Origin of the sequence: Hominifimenecus sp. rT4P-3 (assembly GCF_051055405.1) — a bacterium.
Taxonomy (GTDB): domain Bacteria; phylum Bacillota; class Clostridia; order Lachnospirales; family Lachnospiraceae; genus Pseudolachnospira.
The window spans coordinates 1528858-1541839 of the sequence record NZ_CP167068.1 but is presented as its reverse complement, the minus strand read 5'-3'; the positions used below and the strand labels follow the sequence as shown (position 1 = coordinate 1541839).

The 12982-nt window shown below is 47.0% G+C and carries 14 protein-coding genes; 2 read left to right on the top strand and 12 right to left on the bottom strand.

All coding sequences use genetic code 11. The features are described from left to right. Position 1: 1 nt before the first annotated feature. The 4 genes from der to ACCC71_RS07140 all read right to left on the bottom strand — a co-directional run bounded on the left by der (position 2) and on the right by ACCC71_RS07140 (position 4848). Complete coding sequence (gene der, locus ACCC71_RS07155) at positions 2-1324, bottom strand: ribosome biogenesis GTPase Der (RefSeq protein ID WP_434311733.1); 1323 nt, start codon at positions 1322-1324, stop codon at positions 2-4. Between the two features lie 3 nt (positions 1325-1327). Further along, positions 1328-2686 (bottom strand): DUF512 domain-containing protein, encoded by a 1359-nt coding sequence (locus tag ACCC71_RS07150; RefSeq protein WP_434311732.1) that lies wholly within the window; start codon positions 2684-2686, stop codon positions 1328-1330. A gap of 141 nt (positions 2687-2827) precedes the next feature. Beyond that, positions 2828-4294 (bottom strand): serpin family protein, encoded by a 1467-nt coding sequence (locus ACCC71_RS07145; RefSeq protein ID WP_434311731.1) that lies wholly within the window; start codon positions 4292-4294, stop codon positions 2828-2830. Further along, positions 4288-4848: an RNA polymerase sigma factor gene (locus ACCC71_RS07140; protein WP_434311730.1), complete on the bottom strand. Its 561-nt coding sequence runs from the start codon at positions 4846-4848 to the stop codon at positions 4288-4290. The genes ACCC71_RS07145 and ACCC71_RS07140 overlap by 7 nt, the downstream gene beginning before the upstream one ends. 168 nt (positions 4849-5016) lie before the next feature. On the opposite strand from ACCC71_RS07140, the gene ACCC71_RS07135 reads away from it, so the two are divergent. Further along, the gene (locus ACCC71_RS07135; RefSeq protein ID WP_434311729.1) at positions 5017-6204 is read left to right on the top strand and encodes a ribose-phosphate pyrophosphokinase; all 1188 of its coding nucleotides are present in this window, start codon (positions 5017-5019) and stop codon (positions 6202-6204) included. A 223-nt stretch (positions 6205-6427) separates the two neighbouring features. Here ACCC71_RS07135 and ACCC71_RS07130 read toward each other — a convergent pair whose 3' ends face one another. The 8 genes from ACCC71_RS07130 to yfcE all read right to left on the bottom strand — a co-directional run bounded on the left by ACCC71_RS07130 (position 6428) and on the right by yfcE (position 12255). Further along, positions 6428-7057 carry a DUF4317 family protein gene (locus ACCC71_RS07130; protein ID WP_434311821.1) on the bottom strand — a complete coding sequence of 210 codons (630 nt, stop codon included), beginning with the start codon at positions 7055-7057 and terminating at the stop codon, positions 6428-6430. Positions 7058-7066: 9 nt separating this feature from the next. Then, positions 7067-7702 carry an ABC-2 transporter permease gene (locus ACCC71_RS07125; protein WP_434311728.1) on the bottom strand — a complete coding sequence of 212 codons (636 nt, stop codon included), beginning with the start codon at positions 7700-7702 and terminating at the stop codon, positions 7067-7069. Continuing rightward, positions 7699-8556, bottom strand: coding sequence for an ABC transporter ATP-binding protein (locus ACCC71_RS07120; protein ID WP_434311727.1), 858 nt, complete (start codon positions 8554-8556; stop codon positions 7699-7701). Before ACCC71_RS07120 ends, ACCC71_RS07125 begins: the two co-directional genes overlap by 4 nt. After that, a complete protein-coding gene (locus tag ACCC71_RS07115) occupies positions 8553-8933 on the bottom strand; it encodes a GntR family transcriptional regulator (protein WP_434311726.1) in 381 nt (126 codons plus the stop codon). Before ACCC71_RS07115 ends, ACCC71_RS07120 begins: the two co-directional genes overlap by 4 nt. 350 nt (positions 8934-9283) lie before the next feature. Next, positions 9284-10564 (bottom strand): Na+/H+ antiporter NhaC family protein, encoded by a 1281-nt coding sequence (locus tag ACCC71_RS07110; protein WP_434311820.1) that lies wholly within the window; start codon positions 10562-10564, stop codon positions 9284-9286. A gap of 57 nt (positions 10565-10621) precedes the next feature. Beyond that, entirely contained in the window at positions 10622-11038 is a 417-nt protein-coding gene (locus ACCC71_RS07105) for a CBS domain-containing protein (RefSeq protein ID WP_434311725.1), read from the bottom strand. A gap of 40 nt (positions 11039-11078) precedes the next feature. Further along, a complete protein-coding gene (locus ACCC71_RS07100) occupies positions 11079-11735 on the bottom strand; it encodes an HAD family hydrolase (RefSeq protein ID WP_434311724.1) in 657 nt (218 codons plus the stop codon). After that, on the bottom strand, positions 11710-12255 hold the full coding sequence (yfcE, locus tag ACCC71_RS07095; protein ID WP_434311723.1) for a phosphodiesterase: 546 nt from the start codon (positions 12253-12255) through the stop codon (positions 11710-11712). The genes ACCC71_RS07100 and yfcE overlap by 26 nt, the downstream gene beginning before the upstream one ends. A 159-nt stretch (positions 12256-12414) precedes the next feature. Between yfcE and ACCC71_RS07090 the strand changes: the two genes are divergently transcribed. Beyond that, entirely contained in the window at positions 12415-12981 is a 567-nt protein-coding gene (locus ACCC71_RS07090; RefSeq protein WP_434311722.1) for a biotin transporter BioY, read from the top strand. Position 12982: the final 1 nt, after the last annotated feature.

Below are 12982 nucleotides of genomic sequence, written 5' to 3'. Positions count from 1 at the left end.
CCTATTTCTCTTTCCTCTCCCGTATGATAAATTTCAGCGAAGTCCCACGGAAACCAAAGGCCTCGCGAATCTTATTTTCAATATATCTTGTATAAGAAAAATGCATCAGCGCCTTATCATTGACAAAAATCACAAAGGTCGGCGGTTTTACCCCTACCTGGGTAATATAATAAAGCTTCAGCCGTTTTCCCTTATCGGAAGGCGGCTGCTGCATGGCTACCGCCTCGGTCATAATCTCATTTAGAACTCCGGTAGCCACACGCATGGATTGATTGGCCAGAATCATATCCACGTACTCAAACAGCTTACCGACACGCTGCCCGGTTTCCGCCGAGATAAACAAAATCTCTGCGTAAGGCAGGAAGGATAACACTTCCCGAATCCGGTTGCTCTGTTCCTTCATGGTCTTGTCGTTTTTTTCGATCAGATCCCATTTATTTACCACAATCAGGATTCCTTTTCCCCGATCATGGGCGATACCTGCGATCTTTGCATCCTGCTCGCTGATTCCCTCGGCAGCGTCGATAACCATCAGAACCACGTCCGCCCGCTCCACCGCGCTGACGGCACGGATAATACTGTAACGCTCGATTTCCTCTTTAATTTTACTCTTTCTGCGCAGCCCCGCCGTATCAATCAACACATATTCCTTTTTATGATATCTCACGGTAGTGTCAATCGCATCTCTGGTTGTGCCAGCCACATCGGAGACAATCACCCGATTTTCTCCGACCATCCGGTTTACAATGGAAGATTTTCCCACATTGGGTTTGCCCACAATGGCAATCCGGGGACGGTCGTCCTCCGTCTCTTCCAAATCTGGATTCTGAAAATGCTCTGTTACCACATCAAGCAAGTCTCCGATTCCAAGCCGGGAAGCCGCGGAAATCGGAACTGGATCTCCGATTCCCAAATTATAAAATTCATAGACGTCCGGCATATATTTTTCAAAGCTATCCACTTTATTTACCACAAGAATCACCGGCTTCCCCGATTTGCGGAGCATGTCGGCCACCTTGGAATCCGCGTCCACCAGCCCCTGACGAACATCGGTCAAAAACAAAATCACATCCGCGGTCTCGATGGCGATCTCCGCCTGCTCCCGCATCTGCTTTAGAATGATGTCTTGGCTGTCCGGTTCGATGCCTCCCGTATCAATCAAGGTATAATTATAATTTAGCCAGGTGCAGTCGGCATAAATGCGATCTCTCGTAACGCCCGGCGTATCCTGCACAATAGAGATGCGCTCTCCGGCCAAGACGTTAAAAAGCGTCGATTTCCCCACATTTGGTCGGCCTACCACGGCCACAATCGGTCTACTCATCTTTTACTCCTTACATTCATATCCGGGGTAATTCAAATCTCGAACATTCCCCCGCCCTAAAAAAGCCGCCAGTACATCGGCTCCGCTCGATTTTACTATATTCACGGATACTTGTAAAGCCTCCTGAACCTCAGAAACCGTCACATCATCCAGAAAAACTTCCTCTCCGCTCCGCAGCATGGTCACCGGCAAAAGAAGCCTGTCTCCCAGCGGTTTTCCCGCCAACTGTGCGATCAGATCTTGCCCCGTGACAAGTCCCGCCACCGTAATCTCATGGCCAAAAAAATCATTGTTCACTGGATAAACCTGTATGTTTAATCCAGGAAATTTCGTTTCAGTCAGCCGGGCCAACCGTTCGATATAAGGCGCCGCCAGCCGCCCCGTGGCCACAGATACGGTTTCGTAAAACGCTGCGCCGTCTTCCGCTTCCAATGCCGCAGTAAACTCCTCCCAAAGGAGCCGCATGGCTCCAACGCCGTTTTCCAACTGCAAATATCCATCGTAACGATCTTCTTCCGGAAGTTCCCGGCCAGCTAAAATATAAAATTCATCGCTGGCATGAATAAAATGAATTCCCGCTTCGCCATATATTTTTTTCTGCCACTTCTCCACAAGCTCAATTGTCTCTTCCGCCTCCTTCGCCGTAACAGAACGCAAAAGAGGCAAGCCCTCCCGGAACCGTGTCAAACCTACGGGAACAACCGAAACGCTCCTCATATAGGGAAGATAAGCGGTCAACTTCTCAATGGTCGCATCCAGTTCTTCCCCATCGTTGTATCCAGGGCAAAGCACGATCTGCCCGTTCATCTCCAATCCAGCTTTATACAGCCGTTCCAGCTTCTTCAACGCTTCCCCGGCAAAACGGTTATGGAGCATCTCACAGCGAAGTTCCGGATTCATGGTGTGGATCGATATATTGATCGGCTCCATCCGATAGCGAATCAGCCGTTCCAGATCCGACTCATCCAGGTTTGTCAACGTAATATAATTTCCCTGCAAAAAGGAAAGGCGCGCGTCATCATCTTTAAAATAAAGAGTATCCCGCATCCCCTTTGGCATCTGATCGATGAAACAAAACACACATCGGTTCCGGCAAGAGCGGTACTCATCCATCAAACCGTTATCAAAAACGATTCCCAGATCTTCCTCTTCGTCTTTTTCAATCTCATAGAGAATCTCTTCTCCGTCCTGCTTTCGAATGAGAAGCTCCACATATTCGTCCCGGCACAAAAATTCATAGTCAAAGACGTCCTCTAGCTGCTGGTCATTCACAGCTAAAACAAAATCACCGGGAACCAGCTCCAATTCTTCTCCGATTGAACCTGAGCGTATCTCCCGAATCCGGTGCTCTTTGGTTTTCATGAGTACCTCCTATTCCAGGTTTTATTCTAGCATACATCCAACGGATTTGCAAATACGAGCAACAAGGAATTTCCTATTGAAGAAGAAAAACGCCGTAGTTTTCCACCACGGCGTTTTTCTTCCTTGCTCTATTCTGATTTCTCACGGCTGATTCACAATTCCAACAAAAAGCGGCATGCCCGCTTCGCTGGTGATGGCAAATAAAAATGGACGGTTCAACACAAAATCCACCTCATCGTCCGGCGGCATGCCGGCCCCGGAGACCGCCATAACCGTATAGGCAGCAGCCGTACATCCCTGTTCATCGATCATCACCCGCGCCGCATGCTTGGCCTGGGAGACAAAAATTTTATCCGTATCCGAAGTCATCGGAGAAAAATCAGAAATATCCGGATCAAATACATTCGCGATTCCTAATTTCTTCAATCCGGAAATCAAATCCATATCCGACGCCACATCAAATTTAGGAAGCGCCAGGTTTACGATCAGATGCTTCTGATTCTCCGATTTTTCCTGGGATAAAAAGAGCTGTTGAACTGCCTCGCTGGAAAGCAGGCTTTCCGGTGAAACTCCCTCGTCCGGCAGAATCAGCCACATATTTCCACTTTCTTCCAGCCTCAAAGGCACTGCGGCAAAACCTTCTCCCCAATAGTAATTCCGTTCGCCGTTTTGATGCATAAAATCACAGGTTACATCCTTATCCGGAGCATGGAAGACATCTTCCTTTGTATTTCCTTCCGAAAACTCCCAGTCCCACTTGGCCTGAAAATAAATGGTAGAAGCCAAAGCCAAAATCGTAGAGGAATCGAGCTGCATCCCCGACGCCTGCTCTTTTAACAACCCTCCGGTCTGATCGTTCAGCCAAGTCTGCAGCGCCTGATTCAAGGCATCGCTTCCCATCTCTCCCTGAAAAGAAGAAGCATAGTACTGTTTTGCCAAGATATCCATGGTGGACTGGCGGAAAGCGATATCCTGATTTAGCCACAAAGAATTGGCAAGAAGGCTTGTCACTGCTCCGTCTCTGCAGTAATTGGCGTTCCAAACCGAGGAAACCTGGGAGCGAAGCGTCTCGATGCTATCCGCGCCTATCGCCTCTAAAATCTGTTCTCTGCTCTCCCCGTCCGTCAATTCAGCCAGCATACTGAGGGCCAGATATACATTGAGCGGAGAATAGATTTTATTTTCGCCTTCTGCTCCAGACAAAAACTGCGGAATCGTCTTTGCAAAAAAGGAATCCAAATGTTCGTCATATCCCTCCGGTTGATTTAACTGAGCGTCCCGGTCTGCTTTCCACTTATCGTAAACAACCCGAAAGCCCTCATCGTCAAAATCACCGGTTCTCTTATCCACAAAATCCATCTCATTGGGATAAGTCGCCATCTCTGGATAGCTTGCCTCTGCAATCGCGGCTGCATAGACGGTTTTCATTCCCTGCCCATTCTCTTCCTGCTTCCAAAAGATGCTGGTAAGGACGATGCAAAAACAAGCCGCGGCCACGCCCCACCATCCCCATCGAATCTTCCTCCGCTTCTTTCCTTTTTCCGCACGCTCCAGTAATTCGTCATCCGCACCGCCGATTGCTTCAAAGAGTTCCTCTTTTTTCACCATCCATAACCCTCCTTTTCCAGATATTCCTTTAGTTTTTTTCTGGTTCGGGACAATATCGTCAAAACGTTCCCTGGCTTTAAATCATAAAATTCACCAATCTCCGCGACAGACTCCACATAGAAATATCTTTGAAGAAATACATCGCATTCTCTTGGAGGAAGTGTGTGCAAAAATCGATTCACACATTCCGCCAATTCTCTTGCCAAAGTCTCCCCTTCCACATCAAAAGGGGAAGAAATACAGTCTCCCAACTCTTCTAAAGCCGCCGCGATCTCTCCTTCTCCCCGCTTCTTCGCTGTTTTCGCCTTATAGCAGTCAAAGGATAGATTTCTGGTAATCCTTGCTAAAAATAAACGCAGCCGATCCGGACGTTTGGGCGGCATCGAATTCCAAGCCCGCATCCAGGTATCGTTGACGCATTCCTCCGAGTCCTGTACATTGGACAAAATATGATTTGCAATGGAAAAGCAGTATGCGCCATACTTCGCATTGGTTTCCTGTATCGCGTTTTCCTCCCTCATCCAATACAGTTTGACGATCTGATCGTCCTCCATCCGCTCCCTCCTCTCCTTGTTAAAAGGTTCCTATATAAAAAGACGACAATCCAGCGCTTTTCTAACACGAAAATCTTTTTTCTGGGGTTAAGTGAGAGAAACGCACTTGCGTTTCCACGCCTAAAATGGTATAAATGTTAGCAGAGAATATCAATCGGAGGGTTTTTCATGGCAAAAGATTACACATTTAAAAATACCATTCCTCTCGCGCCTTTAAAAATCATCGCAATGGAAAATTGCGGCGATCTTGGCAAGAAAGTAGATGAATACATTGTTTCCTTTCGGAAAAATGACAAAGAAATCCTAAAAGCCCGCGAGAACAATATCGAATTCCGCGGCTATGACCGCGACTCCTATCTGGCGCACGTTTCCTGCCCACGTTTCGGTTCCGGAGAAGCCAAAGGCACGATCAGTGAATCTGTCCGCGGGGCCGACGTCTTTATTATAACGGATGTGATCAATTATAGCATCACTTATTCGATGTACGGAAAAGAGCATCTGATGTCGCCGGACGATCACTACCAGGATTTAAAGCGTATCATTTCCGCCGCTCTGCCTACTGCCCGCCGGGTCAACGTGGTGATGCCGTTCCTCTATGAAAGCCGCCAGCACAAACGTACCCAACGGGAATCCTTGGACTGCGCTATCGCGCTGGAAGAACTGGCAAATATGGGAGTCGCCAATATCATCACCTACGACGCCCATGATCCTCGCGTACAAAATGCGATCCCGCTTCACGATTTTGACAGCTTTTCCGCTGTATATCAGTTTATGAAAACCCTTCTGCATGCAGATAAAACCTTAACCATCGATAAAAACTCCCTGATGGTTATCAGCCCGGATGAGGGCGCCATGGGACGAGCCGTCTACTTGGCCAATAACCTGGGAGTTGATATGGGAATGTTTTATAAACGCCGTGATTATTCCAAAATTGTCAATGGAAAAAATCCTATTGTCGCCCATGAATTCTTAGGTTCCGACGTGGAGGGAAAAGATGTTATCATCATCGACGATATGATCGCTTCCGGCGACAGCATGTTGGACACGGCCAAGGAGCTGAAACGCCGGAAAGCAAAAAAGGTTATCGTCTGCTGTACTTTTGGTCTGTTTACCTCCGGATTCGATCATTTTGACGAGGCCTATCAAAACGGCGATTTTGACTATGTGATCACTACAAACCTGAACTACCGAAAACCGGAATTACTGGAAAAACCCTGGTACCGGGAAGCGGATATGTCAAAGTATGTGGCAACCATTATCAACACGCTGAACCATGACGTCGCCACCTCCGGCGTGATGTCTCCTACGGAAAAGGTTCAGCGTCTGATCAATCGCTATAAAGACGACGATCTGTAATTGGATGCTAGGGTCAAAAGGTCATGGCTCAGCATGCTCGTATGCTGAGTCATGACTTTGGGACCCGCAAAAACATGAAAAAGTAGCCCGATAGGGCGGATTTTGAATGTTTTTCGGAGCGCGAGAGCATGAAATGCGGAGCGTTCCGGAAGCATCCAGGCGGAAAAGATTATGGCTCGGCATGTTTGCATGCCGGGCCATGACTTTGGGACCCGCAAAACTTTCACCCCCAGCATCGTAATATCTTTTTTTCTAATTCCTGATGCGGCCGCAGTATGTCCGATTGATATACATTGATATGCTGGATATCCGTACTGCGGTCCGTAAAGGCCGGAAACAGAAAACCACAGACAGGCTCGCCTGGTTCCTGATCAGCGACCTGCGGACTGATGGTGCCGATTAGAAATTGATAAACCTCCTCGGATTCTCCCTGATATTCTTTATCCTTTCCCTTTAACGGAACGTCATAGCTGCCGTGATACAAAAAGATGGCGTAAGGACCTTCCGCTTGATAATGCTCCATAACCAAGTCGTAAAAGGTATCCATCATCGCGTCGTTTTTCAGTCCCACGTTCCGCAGAGACATCAGAAGCGTCCACATGCTGGCCTGCGGCTGATCGCCCCGCTCAAACCGATACTGTTTCAGATTTTCATTGGTCTTGGCAAAGGGAATCTTCTTTGCAAACTCTAGATTTTTTTCTCGTTCTGACACTCGAAGCTTCTGGAAATTGATATTAAAGCTTCCGTCAAATTCTCCGTCCGCATCCACATAGCAGCCTGCCACACGCGTCAGGCAATTTCGCGACACCGTCATCCGACGAGTCAATTCCAACATATCTTCCCGGTTAATCATGTCCATACCTCACCACTCTTTCTTTTGATAAATATGGAGAGAAAGCAAAAAGGAAACAATCAGCATTGCCGGAAAGATCACCACACACAGTTTCCATCCGGTCGCCGTGAACCATGCAAAAAAAACAGATAGGTCGGGAAACATTCCCTGTTTCTCTAACATCATAAAAAGCACGGCTGGAACCATAATCACAACCATCGATACAATTCGTCCACGATCCGCGCCGAACCGATAAACGATTGGAAAAAGGACTGAGTTATAGACCACAACAATCGCAATACTGGGAATTGCTGTCTCCATAATTGCTCCCATGTCGATCTGTCCGCCAGCGGTTGCAAACAGGATCGTCACCGCCGTACCGCCGCCGATCCCAATCACACAGCAGACTAACATCAAAAGAAACTTCTCAGCAACCATCATAGTCGCATTTACTGGCATCGTCAAGGCGAAAACATCCCATTGGTCCTTTTCATCCAATCCAAGCACGGTAACGGGAATCATCATCGCAATCAGCACAATCACAAAGGTTAGAAGCGCTCCCTCTCCATTGGTAAAAGACATGACCCCATAGATCAAGAAAACAACCACAAAGATTTTTAATGATTTGGTAAGGCTATAGAAATCTTTTAACAGTAATCCAATCATCTCGCATCCTCCTTACTGAGATACAGCAAAATATCCTCCATAGAAGCCGCCGGTACTTCCCGGTGAAGAATGTGGGAAACCTTCTCCCGCCCGCGGACGAGAAGCGTGGTATTAAAAGCGCTTGTGCGCGAGCCTGCAATCCACTCTTTCGGCACCCTCTCGGCTTCTTCTTTTCCACAGACAGCCATGCCGTAGGTATCCTTTAAAATATCCTTCTCTTCCATAAATACCAGCTTCCCCTGGTGGATAAAGGCTACATAATCCGCCACTTTTTCTATATCGCTGATGATATGGGAAGAGAGTAAAATCGTATGCGACTCTTCCTGAAGAAACTCTAAAAAGATATCTAAGATCTCATCTCTTACCACAGGGTCCAAACCGCTGGTCGCCTCGTCCAATAGAAGTAACTCTGAATGATGACATAAGGCGCCTGCAATGGCCAGTTTCATCTGCATCCCTCTGGATAAATCCTTCACCCGTTTCCCACCGTCTAGGCGGAACTGTTTCATCAACTGGGTAAAATAAACGTCGTCCCAAGTGCTATACATGGTTCGGAACAGCTTTTCCACCTGACTGACTTTTAACTCTTTCGGTAAATGACATCCATCAAATACAACCCCGATCTTTTCTTTTCCTTTTCTGGATAGATTCCGACTGTCCTCTCCCAGCACGGTGATACTCCCTTCATCCGGGTGCACCAGGTCCAGCATTGCTTTGATGGTCGTCGTCTTTCCGGCTCCGTTTTCCCCGACAAATCCAACGATGGTCCCGGTAGGAATCTCCAAATTCAAGTTTTCCAAAACAAAGCCATCATACCGTTTTGTTACATTTTTGCAGCTGACCGCAGCATTCATTTTACATCCTCCTCCAATAAAACATGTAGGATTTCCCAGAACTCTTCCTGGGAAAGACCAATGGCCTTTCCGCAAGCCACCGCCTTTTGCAGATATTCTTCCACCTGGCGAAGACGCTCTTCGCGGACAAAATCCAAATTTTTTTCCGCTACAAAACTGCCTTTTCCCGGCACTGTTACAAGAAATCCGTCCCGTTCCAGTTCTTCATAGGCCCTTTTCGTTGTGATAACGCTGATGCGAAGTTCTTTCGCAAGCAGCCGAATCGACGGCACTCCCGCCCCTGGTTCCAATTCGCCGTTTAGAATCATCGCCTTAATCTGCTCGGCAATTTGTTCGTAAATCGGCTTTCCACTGGAATTGCTGATCACAATATTCATTTATTTCCTCCGGAGTTCCCAATGCGCATTCTGTATATATACTGTATGTACAGTATATACTCATGATACACCTTTGTCAACTGTTTTTTTCTGCCAGGTTTAAACGTCAGAAGCGTTAGGTACAAAAAAGATGTCGGAATATTTTGTATTTGCAGGAGCATTAGTACTTCTTCAATTCCGGGAATTTGTCTTATAAACAAAAATAAGACTGTTTGAGCGCAGCGAGTTTCTTATTTTTGTTTATGCTTTTCACAAATTACCGGAATTCTAGAAGTACTTGCTCCGAAACTCTACAAAATATTCCGACATCTTTTTGTATCTAAAATTTCTGACACTTAAGCCTTCTCCGCTTACCTCCCCTTTCTTACACCAATCAAAATCAAAACACTGACTCCCATCAAAATCGGGTAAAAGGTATAAGGGATAATCTGAACCGGCGATAAACCTGCTTTCTCCGCCGCCAATAGCATCTGCGCGCCGTAAGGAATCAACCCTTGGGTCACAGAGGCAAAAATATCCAAAAGGGAGGCCGTACGCCGGGGCGTAATCTCGTATTCCGCGCTAATTTCCTTTGCGATCGGCCCCGCCATGACAATAGCAACCGTATTGTTTGCCGTCACTAAATCCACCAGTACCGCCAGCAAAGCGACTCCATACTCTCCACCTGTTTTCCCATGAGTCCGAGCCCGAATTACCCGAATCAGATAGGTTATCCCACCATTTTTCTTAATCAGAGATACAATACAAGCCACAATAATCGAGATCACGGTAATATCATACATCTCCACAATCCCCGATTTCATCACTGTAAACATTTCACTGGCGGCAATGGTTCCCGTAGCCATACCTACCACCAAAGATAAAACTGTCCCGCTGATTAACACAACAAACACATTGATTCCAATCAAGGCGCCAATGAGCACCACCAGATAAGGAAGCACCTGAACAAGCTGGTAGCTATGAGTCTCCTGAAGCTGATAGTCCCCTCCGCTTCCCAAAATCACATATAAAATCAAAGAAAGGATCGCGGCGGGAAGCACCATAAGAAAATTCTCCCGAAACTTGTCCTTCATCTCGCACCCCTGGGTCCGTACCGCAGCAATCGTCGTGTCTGAAATCATCGATAAGTTGTCCCCAAACATGGCGCCGCTCATCACTGCGCCGATACAGATTGCCATGGGAAATCCTGTTTTTTCACTGATGCCCACCGCAATTGGCGCCAGCGCCGCAATGGTTCCCATGCTAGTTCCCATAGAAATCGAAATAAAGCAGCCAATGACCATCAAGCCCATGACCGCCACGCCCGTCGGCAATATGGAAAGCCCCAGATAAACGGTACTATCCGCGCCCCCAGCAGCTGTAACCGTCCCGGAAAAAGCGCCGGCGGCCAAAAAAATCAGACACATCGTAATAATGTTGTCGTCCCCTACCCCCTCGGCTACAATATGGAGCTTCTCAGAAAAACTCAAATCCCGATTCTGTAAAAAAGCCACCAAAAGCGCAATCAGAAATGCTACAATGGCCGGCATAGCATAGAAATCACCGGAAATCAAACTTACGCCCAAAAACAGTACCAGAAATACGCCGATCGGCAGCAAAGCGGATGCCCGGCCTTCCCGTTCTTTTTCCATCTCCATGTTCCCCTCTCATTTTCACAGCTCCCGCTGCTTTTTCACCTTTTCTTCTGCTTATTTATTTTGTTTCATTATGTACTCATCATAGCAGTAACGCATAATATCTTTTCTAGTGACAATCCCGATAAATGCGCCTCGGTCATCCACCACCGGCACAAAATTCTGTCCCATTGCCACAAATACCATATCTTCAATTTTTGCGTTTATATTGACCGGCTCATAATCCCGACGGCGCTTCACATCCAGAATCGGTATTTCTTCTGCATTTTTCACGCTGAGATCATACTGATTTTTCACTGCCCAAAGCAGATCGCCTTCGGTCACCGTGCCCACATAATGACCGTGCTTATCTAACATTGGAATACAAGTATAGCGATGATGCTCCATCTTTTCCAGGACTTGACGAACCGTCATATCTTCCGTCAGATACGCCACGTCATTTTTCGGAGTCAGAAAAAATAAAATGTTCACAGACTCAAATGCCTCCTTAATTTCGTTTCCCTCATGGTTCTCATTCCAGTAAAAATGCCGACATATCTTCGACCGTGTCCCGAATAAAGTCTGCGCCCGCGGCTTCCAGTTCTCCCTCTTCCGCATATCCAATTCTTACGCCAAGAGAAGCAATCCCGCAGGCTTTTGCTCCGACAACATCGTGTTTTCGATCTCCGATCATTAGCGTCTGCCGCTTCTGTTCTTCTGTCAGTTTCAAACGGCAAAACACCTCCTGAATCACCGCTTCTTTTGTGTTGCGTGTCTCATCCATACTACTTCCCACTACCTCGTCAAAATACCCGATCAACCCATACTTTTCTAAAATTTTGCGAGCAAAAGGTTCCGGCTTTGAAGTAGCCAACGCCACCACTTTTCCAGCGGCCTTTAACGCTTTTAGCATCTCAGGGATTCCCGGCAAAACCCGGTTTTCAAATATCCCGATCGCTTGAAAGCGCTCCCGATACTTCGCTAAAGCAGCCTTAGCCTGTTCCCGGGTAAAGTCATAGTACTCCATAAAAGAATCCACTAACGGCGGTCCAATAAAACAAGTCAGCCGGTTCAAATCCGGCTCATCCACGTTCAGCGCATGAAGAGCATATTGCACGCTTTTTGTAATCCCCTCTTTTGGGTCCGTCAGCGTACCGTCCAGATCAAACAGTAAATATTTGAAACTCATTCCCATCCTCCAGCGTCTTCCAAAGAAAGACTCCATCTTCCAACGTCATATAACTGTGCGGACTGTCCTCTTTTGGAATCGACACCGAACCCGGATTTAAAATCATAATCTCTTCCACGGCGCGACAGATTGGCACATGGGTATGGCCATGAAGCAAAATATCTCCTGCTTTCAAAGGCGGGAGATGGTTTTCATGGAAGATATGGCCATGAGTAGCAAAAACCATGCGATTTCCCAAATCCAGAATACAGGAATCCGCCAAAATCGGAAACTCCAATACCATCTGATCCACTTCACAATCACAGTTTCCGCGAACACACAAAAGCTCGTCTTTTTTCTCATTCAGCAGAGTGATTACCTCTTTGGGTTCATATTCTCTGGGAAGATCGTTCCGCGGCCCATGATAAAGAATATCACCCAGCAAAAGCAACTTGTCCGCCTGTTCTCTCTGATAGGCTTCCAGCATCTTTCGACAGTAAAAAGCTGACCCATGCAGGTCGGAAGCAATCATATATTTCATATGCAAATCCTTTCTGTGTTCTACTACTGTTTGCGATCCCGCGGAAACAGCACTAGTATTTCTATTGTTAACTATTTTTATATTTCAGTTGACATTATTCTCAAAAACCTCTATAATCAATTCAACGTCCTCACTGACGATCAAAAAGGAGGTTATCCCATGAAATCACAGCAAAGACTGTACTCTCTGATCCTGGCAGCTCTCATCGCCGCCATCACCTGCATTTTGGCTCCCTTCGCAATCCCTCTCCCGATGACGCCAGTGCCGATATCTCTGACCAATCTCGTCATCTTCTTTTCCCTCTACCTCATCGGTTGGAAATGGAGCCTGGTCAGCTATGGCGTCTATATTCTCCTTGGTCTGATCGGACTTCCTGTTTTCTCCGGATTTTCCGGTGGTCTCGGCAAAGCCGCCGGTCCAACCGGCGGTTATCTAATCGGTTTTTTCTTTCTGATTATTATTGCTGGAATCGTGATCGAAAAATATCCGGCTCGACCATTTGGGTGTGCAATTGGCATGGTTTTGGGAATGGCAGCCGCCTATGCGTTTGGAACAGCTTGGCTTTCTTATCAGTTAAAGCTGACCTTCTGGGCAGGGCTGATGACCGGTGTATTCCCATATTTAATCGGAGATGCGCTGAAAATCGCGGCCGCACTTTTACTTGGACCTACGCTTCAGCGGGCAGTCAAACGCCTCCCAGTAAAACAGTCTATCCAAAAGCAGTAAA

What these genes read in the sequence shown, in the direction of transcription:
- der (WP_434311733.1), bottom strand. Translation starts at nt 1,324, where the DNA reads ATGAGTAGACCGATTGTGGCCGTGGTAGGCCGACCAAATGTGGGGAAA.
- ACCC71_RS07150 (WP_434311732.1), bottom strand. Translation starts at nt 2,686, where the DNA reads ATGAAAACCAAAGAGCACCGGATTCGGGAGATACGCTCAGGTTCAATC.
- ACCC71_RS07145 (WP_434311731.1), bottom strand. Translation starts at nt 4,294, where the DNA reads ATGGTGAAAAAAGAGGAACTCTTTGAAGCAATCGGCGGTGCGGATGAC.
- ACCC71_RS07140 (WP_434311730.1), bottom strand. Translation starts at nt 4,848, where the DNA reads ATGGAGGACGATCAGATCGTCAAACTGTATTGGATGAGGGAGGAAAAC.
- ACCC71_RS07135 (WP_434311729.1), top strand. Translation starts at nt 5,017, where the DNA reads ATGGCAAAAGATTACACATTTAAAAATACCATTCCTCTCGCGCCTTTA.
- ACCC71_RS07130 (WP_434311821.1), bottom strand. Translation starts at nt 7,057, where the DNA reads ATGATTAACCGGGAAGATATGTTGGAATTGACTCGTCGGATGACGGTG.
- ACCC71_RS07125 (WP_434311728.1), bottom strand. Translation starts at nt 7,702, where the DNA reads ATGATTGGATTACTGTTAAAAGATTTCTATAGCCTTACCAAATCATTA.
- ACCC71_RS07120 (WP_434311727.1), bottom strand. Translation starts at nt 8,556, where the DNA reads ATGAATGCTGCGGTCAGCTGCAAAAATGTAACAAAACGGTATGATGGC.
- ACCC71_RS07115 (WP_434311726.1), bottom strand. Translation starts at nt 8,933, where the DNA reads ATGAATATTGTGATCAGCAATTCCAGTGGAAAGCCGATTTACGAACAA.
- ACCC71_RS07110 (WP_434311820.1), bottom strand. Translation starts at nt 10,564, where the DNA reads ATGGAAAAAGAACGGGAAGGCCGGGCATCCGCTTTGCTGCCGATCGGC.
- ACCC71_RS07100 (WP_434311724.1), bottom strand. Translation starts at nt 11,735, where the DNA reads ATGAGTTTCAAATATTTACTGTTTGATCTGGACGGTACGCTGACGGAC.
- yfcE (WP_434311723.1), bottom strand. Translation starts at nt 12,255, where the DNA reads ATGAAATATATGATTGCTTCCGACCTGCATGGGTCAGCTTTTTACTGT.
- ACCC71_RS07090 (WP_434311722.1), top strand. Translation starts at nt 12,415, where the DNA reads ATGAAATCACAGCAAAGACTGTACTCTCTGATCCTGGCAGCTCTCATC.